The 21,315-nt window shown below is 64.2% G+C and carries 20 protein-coding genes; 11 read left to right on the plus strand and 9 right to left on the minus strand.

The window, feature by feature from the left end:
- Positions 1–105: 105 nt before the first annotated feature.
- From V5F68_RS06405 to V5F68_RS06415, 3 genes are all read left to right on the plus strand, one after another.
- Positions 106–726, plus strand: coding sequence for a Maf-like protein (locus tag V5F68_RS06405; RefSeq protein ID WP_348846240.1), 621 nt, complete (start codon positions 106–108; stop codon positions 724–726).
- Positions 723–944: a DNA gyrase inhibitor YacG gene (gene yacG, locus V5F68_RS06410; protein ID WP_348846241.1), complete on the plus strand. Its 222-nt coding sequence runs from the start codon at positions 723–725 to the stop codon at positions 942–944. The genes V5F68_RS06405 and yacG overlap by 4 nt, the downstream gene beginning before the upstream one ends.
- A gap of 146 nt (positions 945–1,090) precedes the next feature.
- Positions 1,091–2,575, plus strand: coding sequence for an aldehyde dehydrogenase (locus tag V5F68_RS06415; protein WP_394013792.1), 1,485 nt, complete (start codon positions 1,091–1,093; stop codon positions 2,573–2,575).
- Between the two features lie 16 nt (positions 2,576–2,591).
- On the opposite strand, the gene tmpT is transcribed toward V5F68_RS06415, so the two are convergent.
- A complete protein-coding gene (gene tmpT, locus V5F68_RS06420; protein WP_394013793.1) occupies positions 2,592–3,230 on the minus strand; it encodes a thiopurine S-methyltransferase in 639 nt (212 codons plus the stop codon).
- Between the two features lie 234 nt (positions 3,231–3,464).
- On the opposite strand from tmpT, the gene V5F68_RS06425 reads away from it, so the two are divergent.
- Positions 3,465–4,865, plus strand: coding sequence for an aspartate aminotransferase family protein (locus V5F68_RS06425; protein WP_394013794.1), 1,401 nt, complete (start codon positions 3,465–3,467; stop codon positions 4,863–4,865).
- 9 nt (positions 4,866–4,874) lie between these two features.
- On the opposite strand, the gene V5F68_RS06430 is transcribed toward V5F68_RS06425, so the two are convergent.
- Positions 4,875–5,111, minus strand: coding sequence for a hypothetical protein (locus V5F68_RS06430; RefSeq protein ID WP_394014001.1), 237 nt, complete (start codon positions 5,109–5,111; stop codon positions 4,875–4,877).
- Between V5F68_RS06430 and V5F68_RS06435 the strand changes: the two genes are divergently transcribed.
- From V5F68_RS06435 to V5F68_RS06460, 6 genes are all read left to right on the plus strand, one after another.
- A complete protein-coding gene (locus V5F68_RS06435; protein WP_394013994.1) occupies positions 5,104–5,502 on the plus strand; it encodes a DUF1236 domain-containing protein in 399 nt (132 codons plus the stop codon). The two genes, V5F68_RS06430 and V5F68_RS06435, sit on opposite strands and share 8 nt — an antisense overlap.
- A 273-nt stretch (positions 5,503–5,775) precedes the next feature.
- Complete coding sequence (locus V5F68_RS06440) at positions 5,776–6,267, plus strand: putative pterin-binding protein (protein ID WP_394013795.1); 492 nt, start codon at positions 5,776–5,778, stop codon at positions 6,265–6,267.
- Entirely contained in the window at positions 6,248–8,002 is a 1,755-nt protein-coding gene (locus V5F68_RS06445; protein WP_394013796.1) for a sensor histidine kinase, read from the plus strand. Before V5F68_RS06440 ends, V5F68_RS06445 begins: the two co-directional genes overlap by 20 nt.
- The gene (locus V5F68_RS06450; RefSeq protein WP_394013797.1) at positions 7,999–8,394 is read left to right on the plus strand and encodes a response regulator; all 396 of its coding nucleotides are present in this window, start codon (positions 7,999–8,001) and stop codon (positions 8,392–8,394) included. The genes V5F68_RS06445 and V5F68_RS06450 overlap by 4 nt, the downstream gene beginning before the upstream one ends.
- 13 nt (positions 8,395–8,407) lie before the next feature.
- Positions 8,408–9,625: an EAL domain-containing response regulator gene (locus V5F68_RS06455; protein ID WP_394013798.1), complete on the plus strand. Its 1,218-nt coding sequence runs from the start codon at positions 8,408–8,410 to the stop codon at positions 9,623–9,625.
- A gap of 3 nt (positions 9,626–9,628) precedes the next feature.
- Entirely contained in the window at positions 9,629–10,414 is a 786-nt protein-coding gene (locus tag V5F68_RS06460) for a response regulator (protein ID WP_394013799.1), read from the plus strand.
- A gap of 250 nt (positions 10,415–10,664) precedes the next feature.
- Here V5F68_RS06460 and V5F68_RS06465 read toward each other — a convergent pair whose 3' ends face one another.
- From V5F68_RS06465 to V5F68_RS06475, 3 genes are all read right to left on the minus strand, one after another.
- Positions 10,665–12,341, minus strand: coding sequence for a methyl-accepting chemotaxis protein (locus V5F68_RS06465; protein ID WP_394013800.1), 1,677 nt, complete (start codon positions 12,339–12,341; stop codon positions 10,665–10,667).
- A gap of 191 nt (positions 12,342–12,532) precedes the next feature.
- A complete protein-coding gene (locus tag V5F68_RS06470; protein WP_394013801.1) occupies positions 12,533–13,201 on the minus strand; it encodes a response regulator transcription factor in 669 nt (222 codons plus the stop codon).
- A 556-nt stretch (positions 13,202–13,757) separates the two neighbouring features.
- Positions 13,758–14,141: a response regulator gene (locus tag V5F68_RS06475; RefSeq protein ID WP_394013802.1), complete on the minus strand. Its 384-nt coding sequence runs from the start codon at positions 14,139–14,141 to the stop codon at positions 13,758–13,760.
- A 226-nt stretch (positions 14,142–14,367) separates the two neighbouring features.
- On the opposite strand from V5F68_RS06475, the gene V5F68_RS06480 reads away from it, so the two are divergent.
- A complete protein-coding gene (locus V5F68_RS06480) occupies positions 14,368–15,027 on the plus strand; it encodes a protein phosphatase CheZ (protein WP_394013804.1) in 660 nt (219 codons plus the stop codon).
- Positions 15,028–15,130: 103 nt separating this feature from the next.
- On the opposite strand, the gene V5F68_RS06485 is transcribed toward V5F68_RS06480, so the two are convergent.
- The 4 genes from V5F68_RS06485 to V5F68_RS06500 all read right to left on the minus strand — a co-directional run bounded on the left by V5F68_RS06485 (position 15,131) and on the right by V5F68_RS06500 (position 21,306).
- Positions 15,131–15,709, minus strand: coding sequence for a transglycosylase SLT domain-containing protein (locus tag V5F68_RS06485; RefSeq protein ID WP_394013806.1), 579 nt, complete (start codon positions 15,707–15,709; stop codon positions 15,131–15,133).
- Between the two features lie 97 nt (positions 15,710–15,806).
- Positions 15,807–17,555, minus strand: coding sequence for a flagellar hook-length control protein FliK (locus V5F68_RS06490; RefSeq protein ID WP_394013807.1), 1,749 nt, complete (start codon positions 17,553–17,555; stop codon positions 15,807–15,809).
- Positions 17,556–17,659: 104 nt separating this feature from the next.
- Positions 17,660–20,041 carry a MotC family chemotaxis protein gene (locus tag V5F68_RS06495; RefSeq protein ID WP_394013808.1) on the minus strand — a complete coding sequence of 794 codons (2,382 nt, stop codon included), beginning with the start codon at positions 20,039–20,041 and terminating at the stop codon, positions 17,660–17,662.
- Positions 20,038–21,306, minus strand: coding sequence for a MotB family protein (locus tag V5F68_RS06500; RefSeq protein ID WP_394013810.1), 1,269 nt, complete (start codon positions 21,304–21,306; stop codon positions 20,038–20,040). The genes V5F68_RS06495 and V5F68_RS06500 overlap by 4 nt, the downstream gene beginning before the upstream one ends.
- Positions 21,307–21,315: the final 9 nt, after the last annotated feature.

Raw genomic sequence — 21,315 nt, forward strand, 5'->3', positions numbered from 1 at the left:
GCGCGCAAACGGGCGTTCACACGCGCAACCCTTTGCGCTAGCGTCCGCGCGCCGCGTGCCCCGTGCTGCGCGGCATTTTTTCAGCCGGTTCGAGGTGACGCAGACGTGAACGACAGGGTGAAGCTCGTATTGGCCTCCGGTTCGCCCCGCAGGCTCGCTCTGCTCAATCAGGCCGGCATCGAGCCCGACCTGCTCATGCCCGCCGACGTGGACGAGACGCCGGATAAAGGCGAACTGCCGCGCCACCTCGCCCAGCGGCTCGCCCGGCAGAAGGGCGAATTGGTTGCGGCCCGCGCCAAGGAGGCCGGCATGTCGGCCATCGTGGTTTCCGCCGACACGGTTGTCGCGGTGGGCCGGCGCATCCTGCCCAAGCCGGAGCTTCAGGGCGAGGCGGAAGAATGCCTGCGCCTGCTCTCGGGCCGTGCGCACCGGGTGTTCACCGGGCTCTGCGTGGTCTCCGCCCGCGGGCGTTCGCGCACACGCCTCGTGGAAACCCGCCTGCGGTTCCGCCGCCTCTCGCACGACGACATCACAGCCTATCTCGCCTGCGGGGAATGGCGCGGTAAGGCCGGCGGCTATGCCATCCAGGGCATTGCCGGTTCGTTCGTGGTGAAGCTCATGGGCTCCTATAGTTCGGTGGTCGGCCTGCCCCTGGCGGAAACCGTCGCGCTGTTGACGAGCGAGGGCTATCCGGTCCGCGCAGGCTGGGCGGAGCGCGCGGCGTGAACGACAATAAGCCAAAGGGGGCGCGGGCCACGGTGCCGTTCGTCTCCAGCCCATGTCCCATCTGCGCCAAACCTTCCGTTGAGCGCTATCGCCCCTTCTGTTCCAAAAGGTGTGCGGACGTGGACCTCAACCGCTGGCTCAAGGGCGCCTATGCCATTCCCGTGGTCGAGGACGAGGATGAGGACGGCGAAGGCAGCGCCCCCGAGCGGGAGGGCTGAGCGCCGGTGTACCTCGAGGGAAGGGGACTGCGTCGCAGCTCCATCTGCCCGGCCAGCTTGTGACCGGGCGTTCGCCTTGACGACGCCAGGGGACAAAGGCGAGGGTGCCGGCCCGGTTACACGGCTAGGCTTGCAGGAGTAAGTCGATGAGCGCCAGCGCCCCTCCAGCTTCGAGTGCCGTTTCCACATTCCGTACCGATGCCTTCATTGACGGTCGCTTCGTACCTGCCGCGAGCGGCAAGCGGTTCGCGGCCATTAATCCAGCTACTGGGCAGGAGCTGGCGCAGATCGCGTCCTGCGACGGCGTTGACGTGGATCGCGCCGTTTCCGCGGCCCGGACGGCGTTCGAGGATCGTCGCTGGGCCGGTTTGAAGCCGGGGGAGCGTAAGCGCGTCCTGATGCGTTTCGCAGATCTGGTCCGTGCCCATCGCGACGAGCTGGCGCTGCTTGAAACGCTCAACATGGGCAAGCCCATCTCGGATGCGAAATCCATCGATGTGCGCGCCACCGCGGATTGCATCGCCTATTACGGCGAGGCGGCGGATAAGATCTATGGCGAGGTCGCGCCCACCAACGACGAAAATCTCGCGCTGATCCTGCGCGAGCCCCTCGGTGTCGTCGGCTGCGTGACGCCGTGGAACTTCCCCATGATCATGGCAGCGTGGAAGTTCGCGCCGGCGTTGGCAATGGGCAATTCCGTGATCCTTAAGCCGGCGGAGGAATCCCCGTTGACCGCGCTTCGCCTTGCGGAGTTGGCGCAGGAAGCGGGCATCCCGGACGGCGTATTCAATGTGGTGCCCGGCCTTGGCGAGCAGGCGGGCGCCGCGCTGGGTCTGCACATGGACGTGGATGCCATCGCCTTCACCGGCTCCACTGAAGTCGGACGCTATTTCATGCGCTATTCGGCCGACACCAATCTGAAGCGCGTGGGCCTTGAGCTGGGTGGCAAGACCGGCTTCGTCGTCGCCCACGACGCGCCGGATCTCGACGCGGTGGCCGAGGCGGCGGCGGCCGGCATCTTCTTTAATCAGGGCGAAATGTGCACGGCCGGCTCGCGCCTGCTGGTGGACAATCGCATCAAGAGCGAATTGGTGGAGCGCATCGCCGCCGCCGCGGCCCAATGGATGCCCGGGGACCCGCTTGACCCGGACACGCGGGCCGGCGCGGTGGTGAGCCGCGCGCATCAAAATCGCATCCTCTCCGCCATCGACCAGGGCCTTGCGGAAGGTGCCCGTCTGGTCGTGGGCGGCACGGCGGTGCGCGAGGAGACCGGCGGTGCGTTCGTGGCGCCCACTATTTTTGACAATGTTTCGCCCGGCTCAGCGCTGGAGCAGAAGGAAATCTTCGGTCCCGTGCTTTCGGTGATCGGCTTCGACGGGCTGGACGAGGCGGTGAAGATCGCGAACGGCACGGTCTATGGTCTCGGCGCCGCCATCTGGAGTGGCGATCTCGCGGCCGCCCACAAGGTGGCGCGGCGCTTCAAAGCCGGCGTCGTTTATGTGAACTGTTTCGACGCCGACGACATGACGGTGCCGTTCGGCGGGGTCAAGCAATCCGGCTTCGGGCGGGACAAATCGCTCCACGCGTTGGAAAAATACTCCGATCTCAAGACGGTTTGGACGCGACTGTAAGGCCCGCTCTCCGGCCCTACGCACGTTCAAGCAGCAGCACCCTTTCGGTCGCCTCGCAGGTGCCCTTCAGGCCGCCAGGAACCGGCACGCTCTCAAGGACGCAGATGCGATGGGTTTTCCCGTACAGCATGCGCGTGTGCTCCGTGCTTACGGCGAACGGCGGGCCGGCGATGAGGGATTGATCGTAATCGAAGCAGATGAGGAGCTGTGGCGCCGCGCCGGTAATCTCGATGAGATGGGCTGCATAGCGCGCGCGGAGGAGCTCGGGCAGGGCGACCAGCGCCGCCCTGTCATATACGGCATCCACCGGTCCGAGCGTCTCCTGGGTCAATTCGAAGATGTCGCCGATGAAGATGTCTATGCCCGGGGCGCTGCACCGTGTGAGCGGGCCCAGAGCCGAGATCTCAGGCGATACGCCAAGGTCGGCGAACAAACCCTCGACAGCGAGCGCACTCAGCTCGGCACCGACGACCTCAAAACCTTGCGAGAGCAGCCACGAGATGTCTCGCGTCTTGCCACATAAGGGCACGAAGATGCGGGCGCCGGGGCGAAGGTTGAGATGGGCAAGGTGCTTCACGAGGAGCGCATTCGGCTTGCCTTCGTGAAAGGCGATCTGGTTGTTTTCCCACTTCGATCGCCAGAAATCCAAATCCATGCGGGCATTCTCCGGTGCGCGGACGCATTGGCCGCTTTTTGTGACGACCTAGCACATTCCGGAGACGCAAAGAGTCCCCTGTGCCGAGGCGGACCCTCGGTCGCGGCGCGGCTAGCGGCCTGCCGCCAAAGCGGGCAATTCAACCCACCCGCCGCCTCAAAGCCAAGCTTGTTAAAAGGGCAGGGCGGCCCTAAGGAAAACTTGTCCTTTCGGCTCTGAGGGAGCATCGCAATCGTGACGTCCGTTCCCCCCTCCAATTCCACCGCCCATTGGCGCCATCTGGATGCCGAGCACCATCTGCATCCCTTTTCGGACACTAAGGCGCTGAATGCGGAAGGGGTGCGGGTCATCACCCATGCGGAGGGGAATTTCATCTTCGATTCCGAGGGCAACAAGATCCTCGACGGCATGTCGGGCCTGTGGTGCTCCCAGGTCGGGCATGGCCGGCATGAGATCGTCGATGCGATCGCCGATCAGCTGCGGAAGCTCGATTATTACAACACCTTCTTCAAGACGACCCATCCCGCCGCCGCCGAGCTTGCGGCCGCCATCGCGGCCGTCGCCCCGGAGGGGATGAACCGCGTGTTCTTCACCTCCGGCGGATCGGAGGCTGTGGATACGGTGATCCGCATGGTGCGGCATTATTGGGCCGCCATGGGCAAGCCGGAAAAGCATATCTTCATCGCCCGGCATAACGCCTATCACGGCTCGACCGTCGGCGGGGCGAGCCTTGGAGGCATGAAGCCCATGCACGCCCAGGGCGGGCTGCCCATTCCCGGCATCATCCATGTGCAGCAGCCTTATTGGTGGGCCGAGGGCGGCGATATGGACCATGAGGCGTTCGGCCTGTTCGCGGCCCGCGAGGTGGCCCGCGCCATCGACGAGGCCGGTCCGGAGAATGTGGCGGCGTTCATCGGCGAGCCGATCCAGGGGGCAGGCGGCGTCGTCATTCCCCCCGCCAGCTATTGGCCGGAAGTGCAGAAGATCTGCCGCGAGCGCGACGTGCTGCTGGTGAGCGATGAGGTGATCTGTGGTTTTGGCCGCACGGGCGAGTGGTTCGGTTGCCAATATATGGGCGTTCAGCCCGATCTCATTACCTTCGCCAAGGGCATCACCTCCGGCTATTTCCCCTTAGGCGGAGTCATCGTCGGCGACCGGGTCGCGGATGGCTTCATCGAGCATGGGGGCGATTTCAACCACGGCTTCACCTATAGCGGCCACCCAGGCGGGTGCGCGGCGGCGCTCGCCAATCTCAAGATCATGCATGAGGAACAGCTGGTCGCACGGGTCAAGAATGATATCGGCCCCTATCTGCAGGACCGCTGGCTGAAGCTGGCAGAGCACCCGCTGGTGGGGGAGGCGCGCATGATCGGCCTTATCGGTGCGCTGGAACTCACCCCGGACAAGGCGAGCCGCGCAAAATTTGCCGGCGAGCAAGGCACTGTCGGCCTTATCGCGCGCGACTTTTCCTTCGCCGAAGGGCTGGTGATGCGGGCGGTGCGGGACGGACTGATCCTCGCTCCGCCCTTCACCCTGAGCTATGCCGAGGCGGACCAGATCGTGGCCACCGCCAACCGCGTGCTGGATCTGACGCTTGCGGAGCTCAAGCGGCGGGATCTGCTTAAAGCGGCATGACGAGAGCGCTCATACCGCTTTCCGCTCCTTAAGGCCAAGCTTTGGGTATTTGTAATTGCGGCGCGCGTCGAGCGGGGTGGCGTTCAAAATAAGAAGCTTGGCAATAAAGAAACGAAAAATGGCTTCCCGTCGTAGCCTAAACATCGCAACCGAATATTTCACGTCTTCACATTTTTCTCCTCTAGGGAACGAAGCGCGCGGGCCTTCGTTTGAACCATCGACCAACCGTCGAGAGGAGATCAACATGAAGTCCCCGATCTATATTGCCGCGGTGGCTCTGGCCATTGCATCCCCGACCGCCGTCTTCGCCCAGGCTTCCACGGCAACCGGCGCTGTGGGCGGCGCGGCTGTGGGCGCCGTCGTCGGCGGCCCCGTAGGTGCTGTGGTCGGCGGCGCAGTGGGCGCCACCATGGGCGCGGCGGCCGAGCCCCCGCAGGAGGTTCGCTCCTACGTGATCCATGAAAACCGTCCTTCCATCGCCTATCAGCGTGAAGTGGTGGTGGGCGAGCCGCTGCCGCCCAGCGTTCAGGTCTATTCGGTGCCCAATCACGACGAATATGCGTACACCGTCGTGAACGACCGCCGCGTCATCGTCGATCGCGGCAGTCGCAAGGTGATTCAGGTCGTCACGCCCTGAGCCACCACAAGGTCAGGCGCGGCGCCTGTTCGTGCGTCGGGCAGTGAGGAATGTGATAACCCGGTCGGGGCACCCCGGCCGGGATTTTTTTGTCTGCGCATCGCAAAAATTGCATCCGATTTGGATCGGGAGGACCCGGTGAAGCGCCAAACTGGATGGGATTGGCCGCGCCGATCCTTGGTCGTTATGTGAAGATGGACCCATCGCCATCATGAGGAGAATGGGTCGGCCGCGGGCGGTTATGGCCTCGCCCAGCTGCCCTGAACAAGACTGATGAAGACATTCCGCGCCCATGTCGTCCTGCTGCTGTGTGCGCTGGTGGGGCTGGACGACGCCAGTGCCGCGCAGACCTTGTCGCTCAGCTGGCGGACCAGCGGCGGCTCCCTCGTCGCGGAGCGGCAGGTCGCCGTGGCGGAGCTCGAGGCGTTCCCGCCCTTCCATATCGATACCACCACGCCCTGGACGCGCGGCCGCCAAGCCTTCGATGGGCCCAGCCTTCTCGATCTGTCACGTCTTTTCCCAGGAGAGATAAAAGAAGCGCGGGTGGAGGCGCTCAATGATTATTCCGCCGCCATTCCGGCCGAGGACATGACCTATTCCGGCCCGATCCTCGCCACGCGCCGCAATAAGCTTTCGATGCCGGTGCGCGACAAGGGCCCGTTCTGGATCATCTATCCCATGGACGCGGAGCCCCGGTTCAATTCCGCGACCTTCCGAGAGCGCATGGTGTGGCAGGTCAAGTCCATTGAATTTATCGTTCGATAAACTGACCACGCGCGGCATGCGCCTCGTCTCCGCCGCCATGGTGGTGACGACGATCGTATTTTTTGTCGCGACCGTGATGGTTTACAATTCTACTGACAGTCAGAGATCGATGCTGGCGAAGAAGATCCATAATTCGGGCTGGATCGTCTACCAGGCCCAGTTGGAATTCCTCAAGGCGACATCTCGCCTGCGCCTGGCCGCCGTTTCGCCCAGTGCCGATGAATTCGATGCGCTTAAGCTGCGCCTGGAACTGCTGCGCTCGCGCTTGCCAGTCCTCTATGAATCCGATGAAGCCGATCTGCTGCCGGGGTTGACCGGTTACAAGCCGGAATTGCAGATTTTTGAGCAGCGGCTGGACGGCATGATCGATGCCCTTTCGCATCCCGATCTTTTCGAGGTCAGCGGCACAGACGTCTTCCATGAATGGGACATTGAATTGCAGCCCCTGGGGCGCCTGTTGCAGCGCGTCCTGCTGTCGTCAGTCTCCTATAATGAGGCGACGGCGCAGATCGAGGCTCAGCTCGATGCCAATCCGGCGCGCATTCCGCTGCTGCTTCTCTTTGCCTCCGGCACCATCCTGGTGCTCATCCTGCTGGCGATGGAACGGCGGGTGGAGATGCGCCTCACGGAGGTTATGCAGGGGCAGGCCGCGTTGCAGTCAATGGAATCGAGTCTGCTGGCGGTGATCCAGGCAACGCCGGCCTGCGTGATCGTGTTCGATCCCGCCAGCGAGCAGGTCCGGCTGATCAATCCGGCGGCGCTGGCGGTTGTGGATGCGCCGCTCAGCGATCCGGACTGGAAACGCCTGACCCGAGCGGCACGCGAAGTGGCGGTCGATACGAACGGCAACCCCTGGGGCGGCATCACCATGACGTTCTCGCGCCGGCAGGGCGATGTCGTCTCCTTGCGCGGCAGTCTGTGCGAGGTGCTCTGGCACGGGACGCCGCAGGCCTTGCTGGTAGTGGCCGACACCAGCCGCATCCGCCACGCCGAGCTTCAGGTGATGCAAGCGGCCAAGCTTGCGACCCTGGGCGAGATGGCCACGGCCATCGCCCACGAGCTGAACCAGCCTCTCGCCGTAATCAAGATGGCCACAGCGAACGCCGCGCGCCTGCTGCAATCGGGTGCTGGCCACGAACTGGTACAGGCGAAACTCGAGCGGATTCAAGGACAGGTGGATCGCGCCAAGCGCATCACCGACCAGGTGCGACGCTACGCGCGCATGCCCACCGACCATTCCACGAGTTTCTCCATCCGTGCCGCTTTGGAATTGGCGGCGGGCTTCGTGGCAGAGCAATATCGCGCGGCCGGAATCCAGCTTCTGCTGCGGTTCAATGTGTCGCCGGATGTGATGGTCGTGGGCGAGCAGATCATGTTCGAGCAATTGATCGTCAATCTCCTGGTGAACGCACGCGATGCTTGCGAGAGCCATGCGTTGGCGCCGGGAGGGGCCCCGCCACGGGTCCTCGTGCATTGCCGGGTCGAGGACGATCACGTCATAATTGAAGTGGACGACAACGCCGGTGGTATCGCTCCCGATATCCTCCCGCACCTGTTCGAGGCCTTCACCACCACCAAGCCCGCGGACAAGGGCACCGGCCTTGGCCTTTCCCTGTCACGGACCGTGGTGCGCGACATGGGCGGCACCATCAGCGCGGCCAATCTGGCTGAGGGGGCGCGGTTCACGGTGGATATTCCAAGGCTGCCCGCTCCCGTTTCGGCGATGGCAGAATGAGCCGGCGCCGCACCCTGCTGATCTGCGACGACGAGCCCGAGCTTGCGGAGGAGCTCGGTGAGTTCTTCACCGCCGCCGGCTGGCATGTGCGGACCTGCCATTCCGCGCCCGATGCCCTCACGGTGCTCCTCGAAGGGTATCATCCGATATGCCTGATTACCGATCTTCGGGTCGGCGAACACGACGGGGCCGAATTGGTGGCGGCCGCGCGCCTGTTGCCAAAAGATTTGCAGCCGCAGGTTGTTGTGATAATTACGGGTCACATTATCAATGAAGCCGAGGCAGCTGATTTCGACGCCGACCTCCTGTATGTGAAACCTCTCGATCCCATCCTGATGGTCGACCAGATCGAAGCCGTCCTCGCGCAAGCTGCAAGCGCTACCAGCTTGTAGCTGCGAGGTAGCAATGACAGCGCGGGCTCGATCCGTTTTCATTCTCGATGATGAAGAACCATTGTGTGAGGACCTGTGCGAGCTGATTTCAGCCGCCGGCCACAGCGCGCGCTGGTGTACGGATCCGCGCAAGCTCAATATGTCCGAACTTGCCAGTGTCGACGTTGTATTGCTTGACCTTGGCCTGCCGGCCATGGACGGCATCGATATCATGAACCGGCTGACCGCCTTCGCTGAGCAGCCGCGCCTCATCTTCATCAGCGGTGTCGGCGAGGATGTGCTTCGCGTGGTGGCGCAGGTGGCCGGCGAACAGAAGCTCACCGTGCTCGGCGCACTGACGAAGCCCTTCGACCCGCAACACTTATTGCGCCTGCTGGACTATGCCGATTGCGGGGCAGTGACAGCGGCTCCGCCGCGCAGGGGGCGGCGCGCCATCCTGCCGGCGCTCAAGGCCAGTCTGGCCGCGGGTAGCTTGCCCGTGAGTTTTCAGCCGAAGGTGGAGGTGCAGACGCTGCGCTTCGCCGGTGCGGAGGCGCTGTTGACCGGCGTGTTACCGGGCGTGGGACCGGTGAGCCCCTTGGACATTGTCGCCGCGGCGGCTTCCGACCCCTCGGTGCTGGTGCATCTGACCCAATATGTGCTGGGAGTTGCCGCGCGAGGCTGCGCACAGTGGATCAAGGCGGGCTGGCGCGGCCCCATCAGCGTCAACCTGCCCCTGGAAGTGGTGCTGCAGCCGGATTCGCTGCGCAACCTGATCCAGAGCGTGGAGGACGCACATCTTTCGCCAGCCGACGTGATCTTCGAACTCACGGAGGATTCGCTATACGATTCCTGCGCCGAATCCATGTCGATGCTGGCGCGTTTGCGCATGGCCGGCTTCGGCCTCGCGCTCGACGATGTCGGGCGGCGCCAGAGTGGGCTGCTTCAGCTGTCCGCGCTTCCCGTCACGGAAATTAAAATTGATCTTCAGATCGTGCGTGACGCGCGGACCTGGACCAAGGCCCGCAATATCTTCGCTTCGATTGCAGAATTAGGTCGCAAACTGGGCGTTAAGGTTGTTGCTGAGGGTGTTGAATTTCCCGACGATCTAAAGCTCGCGCGCAGTTTCCCAATCGATTATGTTCAAGGTTACTTGATTTCGCCGAAGCGTCCCCTGCCAGAATTGTTGCGCGCGCTCAGTGCGCAGGCTGGGAGCGAGGCGGCAGGCGTTGAGTGGAACACTGGGGCCTAGATTATGGAACAGGACATCGAAGCGGCACCCCGCGTTCTCTTGGTCGACGACGATCCGGACGTTCTTGCGGAGTTGAGCGAGGGCCTCCAGGCACTCGACATGCCGACGCGCACCGCCGAGACAGCCGTGGAGGCGCTTGATCTGGTCGCCCGTCACAATGAGCTTCAGGTCATCGTCACAGACCTCCACATGCCGCGTATCGACGGCATTGAGCTGCTCCAGAAGCTGGCGGTGCGCCGGCGCGTAAAGCCGCTCGCCGCCATCGTCATCACCGGTCACGCCTCGCTCGACCGCGCCGTGGGCGCCCTGCGCCTGCATGCCGTCGATTTCCTTCAGAAGCCGCTGTCGGCCGAGGAAGTGAAGCACGCCGTAGAACGAGCGCTCTCGCTGGTCGAGGACGAATCCAGCATCTCGCCACAGGCGCCGATCGTCGTGCCGACGGCGCGGCCGAATTATCTCAAGGCGCTGGTGGCCGCACGGGCGGATCGCGACGCGATCTTCCAGGCCGGATTGTTCTCTGATCCCGCCTGGGACATGCTGCTGGATCTGGCAGTGGCAGAGGCGACGGGCCGGCCGATTTCGGTGACCAGCCTCTGTATCGCCTCGGGCGTGCCCACCACCACAGCCCTACGCCGCATCGAGGATCTGAAAGAGGCCGGCCTGCTGGACCGGCTGCCTGATCCCGGCGATCGCCGCCGCGTTCTGGTGGAACTGACGGCCGTGGGGCGTGAGCGGATGGAAGCCTTCGTCCAGCGGCAGGCGGGACGGCTCGGGCTCAAGATTGGCTGACTGCAGACGTCGCTGTGTTGCGTTAAAAGCCCGCGCCCTGGCGCGGGCTTTTCGCGTTGCGGGCCGGAATTCTTTCTTCGGTACACAATGCCCAGCTCTTGCGCCTCGGCGTGCAACGCGCGCGTCGGGCGCGTTCCTCGAATGGGCGCAATGCCTGATCCGAGATGTGCGGTGCTTCCACCCGCGGATCATAGAACGAAAAAGGGCGGTGCCTTTCGGCACCGCCCTTAAGGTCGTCGGGATGGGCCGATCAGGCGGCGCGTAGGGAGCTGACGAAGCGGCTGACCTCGCTCTCCATGGACTGGGACTGCTCGGAGAGCGCAGACGACAGGCTCATAAGCTGGGTCGCTGCGGAGCCGGTTGAACCGGCGGCCTTGCCGACTTCCGTCATGTTAAGTGTTACCTGGCTCGCGCCTTCCGCGGCACGATGGGTGTTGCCGGCGATCTCGCTGGTGGCGACACGCTGTTCTTCGATGGCGCTGGAAATAGCTCCCGTCACGTCGCGGATCGAGTTGATCGTGGACACGATGGAACTGATCGACGTCACCGTGGCGCCGGTCGCCTCCTGGATCTCGCCGATCTTGGCGGCGATCTCGTCGGTGGCCTTTGCGGTCTGCGCCGCGAGTTCCTTCACCTCGGCGGCAACCACCGCGAAGCCACGTCCCGCGTCGCCCGCCCGCGCCGCCTCGATGGTGGCGTTGAGGGCCAGAAGGTTGGTCTGTTCGGCAATATCCTTAATCAGGTTCAGCACGCCGCCGATGGAATTGGCGGCTGCCGAGAGGGCGCGGATATTGTCACTGGTACGGCCGGCTTCGTCGGCGGCGGAATGGGCGATCTTGGCGGAATTCGCCACCTGCTCGCTCACTTCGCGGATCGAGGCGGAAAGCTCCTCGGCCGAGGCGGCGACGGTCTGGACGTTGCTGGAGGCGCCTTCCGCGGCACTGGAAACCGCATGGGCCTGGCGGGAGGTTTCCTCGGCGCTGGCCGAGAGGCCGCGGGCGGCGTCCGCGACTTCATTGGAGGAGGAGGCAAAACGCTCGGCGAGGCTGCCCATGGTCTGCTGGAAGGCATTCGCGATGGAATTGCGCTCGGAAATGAGCTTCGCGGTCATTTCCTCATCTTTGCGGATCTGCTCAAGCCGCATACGCTCGTTGTCGGCGAGATTGTCGCGGAACACGCTGAGGGCGCGAGCCATCTCGCCAATTTCGTTGGCTTTCGTGAGTCCGTCGATCTCGGTATCCAGCGCGCCGCCGGAGATGCGCTTCATGGCGTCGGTGATGTTGGTGAGCGGGCGCGTGACGCCGAAGAAGATGAAGCAAATGGCACCGATGGCGATGACCATCGCGGCGCCGCTGGCCGCAAACATCGACAGCCGGCCATCCGCGAACGCCTTCTCCGCGACATCGGCCGCAACCGCAGCGCTGTCGTTGTTCATCTTAACATCCGCATCGAGCGGCTGAAGCACACGGTCGAATGCACTTGCCGATTCATTCAGCAGCTTGATGACCATCTCGGAATTGCCGGCCGCCTGAGCCGCGAAAAGCTTCTCGACGACGAGGCCGTATTCCGCGTATTTCTGCTCGACACTGCGCCAGATCTCCCCCTCTTCGGGCGAAGAGATCAACGTCAAATAGAGTTTGGTGGACTCTTTAAGATTGTTCTGCAACGCGGCAATGCGCAGATCGTGCGCCTTGATTTCCTCGACATTCGACAGAATCGACCTACGGACATGCGAGGAGCGCACGCGGGTCAGCTCATACTTGATCTCGCCGAGCACCCGCACGCTGGGCAGCCAATTGGTGGAAATATCCTGGGTCGCGACATTCAGGCGGTTGAGCATCAGCGTGCCGATGACCGCCTGGCCCAAGAGGCAGACCAGCAGAACGAGCACGGTTCCGATAAGCGAAGTTTTGAGTGTGAGGCGCATGTGTCTCTCCGGGAAGGCAAGTCCAGGCGGTTCCTGCCGTCGCATGTGGAGGCCAGGATCAACTGCGTGTTAAACGCAGAAGCTGGACCGAAGCTTGCGGGTCCAAGTCGATGGGGCGGTTAGGGACCGGATTGAAAAAGAAAAGCCGCCTTGTCGTGCGACAAGGCGGCCAGGCGTCGGGTTGCGGGAGATCAACCGACGAATTGATAGCCGATGTAGCGCTTCGCATCGATAACGTCGTGACCGAGGCGCATGCGCAATTTCTTGCGCAGCTTGCTCATGTGGCCTTCGATCACGCTCTCATCCACGTCTTCATTGAAGATGCCATAGATCGTGTTGAAGATCTGGGTCTTGGTGACGCGGCGCTTGCTGTTCTTGACCAGGTATTCAAGAATGTGGCGCTCGCGGCGGGGCAAGGGCAGCGGCACGCCGTCCACCGCCGGATCGCGTCCATCGAAATACACGCTGAGGCGACCCGTGGTGGCGGGGCCGTTATTGGTGTTCATGCGGCGCCAAACCGCGTCGGACCGGGCGACGATCTCCCGCACATGAACTGGCTTACGCACCACGTCATCAATGCCGGCGGTATAGAGCTCGAGCGTCTGGGACAGAGATTTGATGTCTTCCAGCGCGATCACCGGAGCGCGGGAATGGGTGCGGATCATCTCCGGATAGGAGTTCCGAGATTCAAAATCGCCGAGCAAGAAACCCTGAACCGCTCCCAGGTCCTGATCGGAAGCAGATTGCAGCCATTCCTTGAATTCGCCATGTCCGAAGCCAAGAGAGGAAAATCCTTCGCGAGAAAATCCGGAAACATAGCTCTCAGCGACAGATGCGCGGGGATCGACAACCACATACATGGGACTTCTCCTCATAAACCTTGGCCGTTTGGCTCGGCTTATTTATTTGCTCAGAATTTTTTCCGGTGAGAGCGTGCGGCTCCAGATCCGTTATTGAATTGGTAAGAAGTAATTGAATCGCCCAAAACCAGAGTTGGCGCGGATTTGGAGCGCCATCTGCAGTGGTTTCGGCTTAGCGATGCGATATGGAGCGGGTTTTCTACGCAAAGTGGTGTTCTGGTGAGGAGAACCACTCCCAACCCGCAACATGCGGGAGTGTTTCCTCCGTTTCCGAGGTCAGACTCATTCCATTCTGGGGGTATTTGGAACGCTTCAAAGGTGAGATGGATGCGTTTTCCGCCTGTGCACATCCTGGGGCGACCGCCCGTGCGCGGAAAACTCTGCGATGGCGCCGAAGGCCATTAGGTGCAACCGGCCGAAGTGGACCTGCGAGAACGCAATCGCCGGCCCTGAATCCAAACGCCCGGCACGAAGGCCGGGCGCTGGAGGTACTACTCTGAATTTTATCTGCGGCTTACCGCATGCGGATGCGACGCGCCTTGTAGAAGCTGGAGCCTCACGCCTCGAACACGGTATCGATCTTACCCTTCAAAGTCTGAGCATTGAACGGCTTGACGATATAGTTGCTGACGCCGGCCTTCTTCGCCGCGATGACGTTTTCCGACTTCGCCTCGGCAGTCACCATGATGAACGGAGTCTCCTTGAGAACATCGTCGTCACGGACGCGCTTGAGCAACTCGTATCCGGTCATGGGTTCCATGTTCCAGTCGGAGATCACGAGGCCGTACTTGTTCACCTTGAGCAGCGAGAGCGCCTCGGTTCCGTCCGATGCCTCATCCACATCCTCGAAGCCGATTTGCTTCAAGAGGTTACGAATGATCCGGACCATGGTCTTGTAGTCGTCTACCACAAGAATTTTCATCGAAAGGTCTACCGCCATGGGACGCTCCGTTTGAGGGCATAAGAAATGCCGACCGAGAGATGTCTCATCGGCTCTGTTCGTTTCTTTTACCGGAGGTCGCCTTGCGCGAAGCTTGCAGCGCTGCAGGTGGTGGGCTGGTGTTCAGGGCGATATTCGAAATATAAAGGGACAACCTAATCTACGAATACTGGAGGTCGGGATGTCCGCGAGTCGGCGACCGTTTCGCATTGAAGCTTCGACACGCATGCCCGCTGAAGCCGACTTCGGTCTGCGCAGCCCTGTCGATGGCCAGCTGGACCGTATCCTGGCTGAGCTCTCCCAGATGCGCGGGGAGATCGAGACTTTCAAATATCGCAATCCGCTCATGGATAAGGAGCGCGATCGCAACGCCCTGTGGGCGGGGCTAGAGACGATTCAGGAAGCGATCCAGAACACCAAGTCTGAGATCGCCGCCCTGCATTCGGAAGGCGGCGGGGGCGAGCAATTGTTTCGCGCCACCGACGAACTGGACGCGGTGGTTGCCGCCACCGAAACCGCGACGGAAACCATTCTGAGCGCGGCGGAGGATGTCGATGCCCTTGCCGGGAAGCTGTCGCGCTCGCTGGTCGGCGACGACCTGGCGCTGGCCGAGGCGATTCAGGCCCAGACCATCAAGATATTCGAGGCCTGCAACTTTCAGGACATTTCCGGCCAGCGCATCGGCAAGGTGGTGAAGCTGCTGCGCTTCGTAGAGGAGCGCATTTCCAGCATGGCGAACATCTGGGGCGGTGCGGCCGAGGTGGCCACGGCTAATTCCATCATTCCTGAAAGCCGCGAGGGCGATGCGGCCTTGCTGAACGGCCCCTCGCTCGCCGACGACGCCAATGTAGTGTCGCAGGACGACATCGACTCCCTGTTCAACTGATCGTTCCAAAGCAAAACCCCGCGCCTGCCGTCTCCATGACGTGCGGGCGCGGGGTTTTTTGTTTGGCCAGCGAATTGGATGAGCTAGTGGAGCGCGCACCGCTTCAACTGGCGCAAAGGGTGCGCGCTTCTGGCGTCCAGTCTCCCATCCCCGTTTCCACGAGGCGGCGGATGACGGCGCAGACATAGCGCTTCTGGCCGGCCACATTCTGCTTCGAGGCATTGTAGCGGGCGACCGCCATCGTCCAGTTGCCCTGGCTCTTGCGCCAATCCTGCAATTCCTGCGCGGCCACCTCGACATTCAGCCGCGGTTCGAACATCTGCTCCACCGAGCGGAATTTTTTGCCGTGATAATAGTAATTTACCTGTAGGCAGCCGACGTCGATCAGGCTGATGCCTTGCGCGCGCGCTGCATTGAAGGCGCGCATCGCGTCGGGAAGCGAAGTCGCGAGATAATCCTTGCCCGCGATGTTCAGCATATATTGCTGAAGATGGCCGTTGACCCCGGTCTCTTGTAAGCCCACCGCATAGAGCACCGGCAGCGGAATGTTGTAGATCGCCGACGCGCGGGCCAGCTCGCGCTCGCACACGTTCGAGGTGGAAGCGCCGCCGCTCTTCCCTTTGCCCGCCTGCGCTGAGGACCCCTGCGCCGGCTTGGCTGGCGCCCGCGCGATCGTGCCCACAGGCGCGGTAATGGGCGCCGAAGCGGGCGTCGCGGGAGTCTTCCGCGCGCCGATGGGCTCCGGTACGCCGGTGGAGAATGTTTGCGCGCTTGTGGGACTAGCGAGAGAAATCGCCCCGGCCAAAGCTGTCGCGATCGCCCTTTTCATCGCCCCTTGTCCCTTTCTGGTTGGAAGAATCGGAGTGCTGCCGGCCGGAGCCGCCACCCGGTTGACGCTCGCTGCCGCGCTCTTCGCCAGACGCGGGCGGCTCGGCCAGGAACGATGTGGAATCATGCCCGGTCATGCCGGTAAATCCGGCTGTGTCGGTCGTGATGATCTGGATATCGTCCGCCTGATAGCCCGCGGAGCGCAGGATTTCCCCTAAGGCGTCGCGATCTTGTTCCAGCATCCGCGCCGTGTCGGGATTGCCGGCGCGCAGTCGCACCTCCAGACCTTGCGGCGTCAGGCGCAGGCGCACGTTCACCATGCCGAGGTCGTCGGGATGAAGCTGAATCTCCAACACCCGTACGGGCCCGGCGAGTGAACTCGTGGCCGCGCCCACGGTGTCCGGAGCGCCGAGGCTCGCCATCTCGTTGGAGATCGCCTCGGCGACCTGCCGCACTGTGGGCATTTCGGCGAGCGTGCGGCTGCCCGCTGGGGCCACCGGGCTTCCCATCGCGGTGGATTGCGGCCCGGCGGATGGCTCGGGCGAGGAGGTGTTTTTCGCTTCTGCCTCCTGCTCTTTCTTTTGCACAGCATGCGCATCGTGAACGTGATCCGTTGGCGCGGCTTCCCCATGGGCGCGCGCGGCGTCAGCCGTGCGCAGGGCACCGCCCTCGTGCGTCTGGTCCGTCGTCGGATGCAAGCGCGGCGCGCGGTCCACGTCGGATGCTGTCGGACCGGACGATTGGCCAGCAGCCGCCACTTGCGCCGGGGGCTGGGAGACCTGCGGACGCGACATCGCCAAAGGCCGTTCCTCGACGCTCGTGCGGACGGAAGAGGGCGGCGTGTGTCCATTGTTTGCAGCCAGAGCCGGCGTGACACCGGAGAGGGGGCCAGCCGGCAAAACGGCGGCGAGAGTCTGCGCGAAGGGCAGGGTTTGGCCATTCAGGTTCCGGATCGGCGCGAAATGGGTCTCCCGCGAGATGACGGAGACCTGAATCGGCCTCGCCTGCTCGCCAGCCCCACTGTCGGCCGAGAGGATGTCAGGGGTTTGAGCGGTGGGGGGCTCGGTGCTCTCCCCATTTTGGGCGAGCGGCATCATGCTTGCGGTCGTATCCACGCTTCCAAGCATCGTGACGAAGGCAACGCCTGCCGCATCCTCCTCCGCCCTTGTGGGGACATGCGTTTCATCGGGCATAGCGGGATCACCCGAAGCCGTGGATGACGTCTGCGGCGCCGCCGGCTCGGTCCCCTCCTTTGGCTGGGGCGGCAGGAGGGAGGCCGGCGGAAGGTCTGGCGGCATTATGGACAGCGGGTATGCCGCGAGATGCGGGATTGTCGGAAGATCCGGCACCGCCTGAAGCGGGGAATCCGGCCGATCGTCCGCAACGTCCTGGTCCAGCGGCGAGGCTTCCGCCGATGCGCGCGCGGGACGGCCCAGGGCCAAAAGCAGTTGGGACAGCGAGCCCGGCCCGCTGGTCACGGCCGTACGGCCAGGACGGGCCGGACGCTCGCCCGCCGGCGGCATATCGGCAGATGTTGTCTCGTCCGGCGCGGACATCAGCATGTCTTCGGCCTGCGCAACGGCGCAAGCTTGCGGCGCGTCGCAGCCGGCTGCTGCTGCGGCGGTAGCGTTTAGATCCTGGGCGGGAGCGGCAATCTGTTTGAACACCGCAGCGAAGCCCTGGTCCGCCCCGCCGTCCATGCCCTCGGGGGGATTGCCGAGTCCGGCACCCGCGCGCGCGGACGCCTTGCCGGCGGCGACATCACCGCGCCCTGCACCCTGGCCGATGGAATAATCCAGCGCTGTCATCGCGGAGCCTCCTTCAGAAGCTTGTCGATCTTCGCCAACGTGCCGCGTGCCTGCTCCTCAATGGCAGAGGGTGCGGGATCGGCCTGGGCGGTGGTCTGCGTAACCGGGGCTTGCGGCGCGCCGGGTTGTGGTGGCTTGGCGGGCGAAGCGGGCACAGGGGCGCGTGCCATTTCGGAGGCTGCGTTCTGGGGCGCTTGGGATTGAGGAGCCGCCGCGGCTGAGGATGCGATCGCGGGGGGTGTTCCGCCCGCACCCGGCGAGGTACCTTGCGCAGGGGCGGCGCGCGCCGGCGGCGAATCGGAGGTTTTCGGCGCGGATCCAGGCGGCGCGTCCGCGACGTTTGGGGCGGTGCGCACAAGGTCGGCGGCCACCAGGGCCGCATCTAGCAAAGTCGCATCCGGCGGTGCCAGCCGGTCACGATCCAGCGCGGCGAGCTCGATCTGGGCCTGTTGAAATCCTTCGTGCGTGGCGGCTAGCGCGGCAGCCTTGTAGAGGCGGGCGCGTTCGGCATCGCTGCTGAGCGGCGGCGCGCTGGCGAGCGCGCGTTCGGCGGCCGTGATTGTGGTCTTAGCCTTGCCCTGGATGACCGCGCTGCGCGCCACCAGCAGGAAGATTTCGCGCCGGCTCGCTTGGTCCAGTGGCTGCAGCAGGTTGTCGAGGCGCTGAAAGCCATCGGGAGCATCGATGAAGGGCATGCGCGTGAGCGCCGCGGCGAAGCGCTGGCGGAAGTTGCCCGCATAGACCGAGTGGGCGAAGCGGTCGAGATATTGCCGGGAGAGCCGGCCGAACTGGTCCGGGTCGTCGCTCTGGCTGGCGACGAGGATTTGGCGCCGCAGCGCGGCTTCCTCGATCAACGTGCCGGGCATCAGAAGGCGCGCCAGATCAAGGAGACGCGCGGCCTTTGCGGGGTCCTTGCGCACCGTGGTCGCGGCCTGGGCGATCGCCACCTGTGCGCCGAGCGCGTTCGGCAGCGTCCGCGCGTCGATCTCGCCGAACAGGCGCAGCGCCTGCTCCTCGCGTCCCTCCACATAGGCCAGCGCGCCGCGCAGAAGCCGCTCGTCGAGCGCCGGGAGCGGCTCCTGGGCGAGGATGCCACGCAGCACGGCGGGATTGCCGCCGCTCAGCACGTGGATCACCAGGGCGCGGGCGTTGCGCGGGTCCTGCCATACCGTTGGGGCGGCGGCTTTGAAATCCTGGTCGATCTGCGCCAGCATGCGGCGCTGGCCTTCGACGGCCTCCACGGATCCCGCGGCGACCTTGTCCTGCAGACGTTGCAGGGCGCGAACCGCCTCCATCGGCGAGATCCCATTCGCCATGGCCGGCGGCGGGGCGACCACCAGGGCCTTTATCGGCGGCGCAGGGGTCTTACCGTCGGCCTTGTGGTCGCCGCCGTGGGCATCCTTCTCGGCAGGGAGGTGGGACGCGGCCTCGGCGGGCGCGGGGGAGTGGGCGTCATTTTTGCTTGGCACTTCGTGTGCCTGTCCCTGCGGCACTCCGGCATGGGGCGCCTCACCTTGAGGTTCAGCACCCGAATGGGCGACATCGCGGTGCCCCTCGGTGGTGGGTTCCGCATTGGCATGATCCGAGGGTGCCGGCGTCGTCTCGGTGTGTGCCACCTGACCTGCAGGCTCATGGGGTTGCTCCGGTGCCGCAGCTACTGGCTCTGCTGCGGGAGCTTGCGCGGATTGCGGAGCGGCAGCAGGCGCCGTCACTTCAGGCACGCGCTCCGGTGTCGTCTGGTCCGGCGGATTGGTGGCAGGACCAGAAACGGCACGGTCGGGCTGACTGGCCTCTTCGACGATGGCATCGGCGCCGGCGGCAAGGGTCGCGAAGGGTGCGCGGTTCGCGGCTTGCTGAAGGTTAGGGGTCGGAGCATAGGGGCTTGAGACGCTCGGCGGCGGCAGCAAAGGTAATGCCGCGCCCGGAAGCGCGCGCACCAATGCCTCTGCAGCCACGCGATCCATCGGGGTTGCCGCCGGGGCCGAAGGTCCGGCCTGCGCCGCGGCCGCCGGGGCAAGCGGGGGCAGGGCGGCCGTGACGTGAGGGGTCGTATCGCGCGGCGGTGCGATCCCCGCGCGGCGGATCTCGGACGGCGCGGCGAGCGGCAGGGGAATATTGCTGGACAGGGCCGGGCGCGCTTGGGGGGGAGGAGCGGCGGCGATCGGAGCGGCGCCCGTGGTGGCGGCGGATCCGGTTGCCGCGGGTGCTGCCTGGGGATCGGGGCGCGCGCCCTGAACGGGTAGTTTTTTGGGCCAGTTGGGGGCCGCTTGCTCGCCAGGCGCGCGCGTGTCGGCCCAGGGATCGAGCGCGGCCGCGGGCGCCGACAGCAGGCACAGCAGGCTCGCCCCCGCGAGCAGAATGCGTGCGCGTGCGCTCATTGCGTCGGCTCGCGCAGGAGGATTTCAATGCGACGGTTGCCCGCCGCATAAGGGTCGGTGCGATTTTTCAGATCGCGGTCGGCCACGCCCTCGATACGGCGCACGCGTGCCTCCTCGAGCCCGCCGCGCACCAGCATGTAATAGGCCATCTGGGCCCGCGCCGTTGAAAGGCGCCAATTGTCATAAGTTTCCGAGCGGAATGGCCGCCCGTCGGTATGCCCGCGCAAGATGATCTCGCCCGAACGCGCAGCCAAGATCTTCGCGATCTTCTCCATAGCGCGCACCAGCTTGGCGTCCGGAATGGCGGAGCCCACGCCGAACATGGAATAGTCGATGTCGTCGGTGAGGTTGATGATCAGGCCTTCCCGAGTGGCCTTCACCTCCAGGTTGGGCGCATGGGACGCACCCATGGTGGATTTCAGCGCCGCGCCGAGTTCGGCCTGCAGCGCCTGGGCGGCCTGCATCTGCGCAGCCTGGCCTTGTGCGGACGATTGCTGCCCGTTCTGCGCCTGTCCGCCCTGCGCCTGCCCGGTCGTGCCGGGACCGGCCTTCGGCGCTGCGCCGGTGCTCTGTCCCTTGGCCGGCGGTTGTGCCGCCTCAAGGGCCTGGGTCGTGTCCTTGTCTTGGGCGGTCTGCGCGTCAGGACGCGGCGCAGTCACGTCCGGGCGCGCACCGGCGGGCGCGACATTGGATTTAACGGCGCCTGGGGTATCGGTCTTGACCTTGCGGGCGGCATTGGTCTGCCAATAAACCGGATCGAACGGATCGCGCGACGTGTCGCCGGCGCCGCTACCCGGGGAACCGATATCGCCGATCGTGGTGTCCGCAGTGACATTGCCGGGGCTCGGGTCGGCATCGGCTGCAAGCTTGTTGAGCACCGCGTAGGGATCCTGGAACGCGCTGCGCTCCTTGTCCCCCTGCTGGCGGTCGTCGCCCGCGCCGGTCTTGCCGCCGGAGGTGTTCTTGAGCGAGTTCTGCTTTTCACCCTCCGAGGAGGTTCCCTTCGCCTGGGTGTCCTCGGGGTCATTCAGGCCCTTGATCTCGGTGATGGAGGAGGCAAGGTCCACCGGGTTGAAGTAATTGGCGATGGCCTTGCGGGTGTCCTTATCGGTGGCGTTGATGAGCCACATGATGAGGAAGAACGCCATCATCGCCGTCATGAAGTCGGCATGCGCTACCTTCCACGCGCTCGAATGAGCTTCGTGCTCCTCGTCGTGGTGGCGCTTGATGATGATGATTTCGCCGTGCTCGGCCTTGTCGGACATGATTCTTCC

Origin of the sequence: Roseixanthobacter pseudopolyaromaticivorans, from assembly GCF_043195145.2 — a bacterium.
In the GTDB taxonomy this organism is placed as follows: domain Bacteria; phylum Pseudomonadota; class Alphaproteobacteria; order Rhizobiales; family Xanthobacteraceae; genus NCEH01.

What these genes read in the sequence shown, in the direction of transcription:
- V5F68_RS06500 (WP_394013810.1), bottom strand. Translation starts at nt 21,306, where the DNA reads ATGTCCGACAAGGCCGAGCACGGCGAAATCATCATCATCAAGCGCCAC.
- V5F68_RS06460 (WP_394013799.1), top strand. Translation starts at nt 9,629, where the DNA reads ATGGAACAGGACATCGAAGCGGCACCCCGCGTTCTCTTGGTCGACGAC.
- V5F68_RS06475 (WP_394013802.1), bottom strand. Translation starts at nt 14,141, where the DNA reads ATGGCGGTAGACCTTTCGATGAAAATTCTTGTGGTAGACGACTACAAG.
- V5F68_RS06455 (WP_394013798.1), top strand. Translation starts at nt 8,408, where the DNA reads ATGACAGCGCGGGCTCGATCCGTTTTCATTCTCGATGATGAAGAACCA.
- V5F68_RS06450 (WP_394013797.1), top strand. Translation starts at nt 7,999, where the DNA reads ATGAGCCGGCGCCGCACCCTGCTGATCTGCGACGACGAGCCCGAGCTT.
- V5F68_RS06470 (WP_394013801.1), bottom strand. Translation starts at nt 13,201, where the DNA reads ATGTATGTGGTTGTCGATCCCCGCGCATCTGTCGCTGAGAGCTATGTT.
- V5F68_RS06440 (WP_394013795.1), top strand. Translation starts at nt 5,776, where the DNA reads ATGAAGACATTCCGCGCCCATGTCGTCCTGCTGCTGTGTGCGCTGGTG.
- V5F68_RS06490 (WP_394013807.1), bottom strand. Translation starts at nt 17,555, where the DNA reads ATGGACGGCGGGGCGGACCAGGGCTTCGCTGCGGTGTTCAAACAGATT.
- V5F68_RS06480 (WP_394013804.1), top strand. Translation starts at nt 14,368, where the DNA reads ATGCCCGCTGAAGCCGACTTCGGTCTGCGCAGCCCTGTCGATGGCCAG.
- V5F68_RS06495 (WP_394013808.1), bottom strand. Translation starts at nt 20,041, where the DNA reads ATGAGCGCACGCGCACGCATTCTGCTCGCGGGGGCGAGCCTGCTGTGC.
- V5F68_RS06415 (WP_394013792.1), top strand. Translation starts at nt 1,091, where the DNA reads ATGAGCGCCAGCGCCCCTCCAGCTTCGAGTGCCGTTTCCACATTCCGT.
- V5F68_RS06430 (WP_394014001.1), bottom strand. Translation starts at nt 5,111, where the DNA reads ATGTTGATCTCCTCTCGACGGTTGGTCGATGGTTCAAACGAAGGCCCG.
- V5F68_RS06465 (WP_394013800.1), bottom strand. Translation starts at nt 12,341, where the DNA reads ATGCGCCTCACACTCAAAACTTCGCTTATCGGAACCGTGCTCGTTCTG.
- tmpT (WP_394013793.1), bottom strand. Translation starts at nt 3,230, where the DNA reads ATGGATTTGGATTTCTGGCGATCGAAGTGGGAAAACAACCAGATCGCC.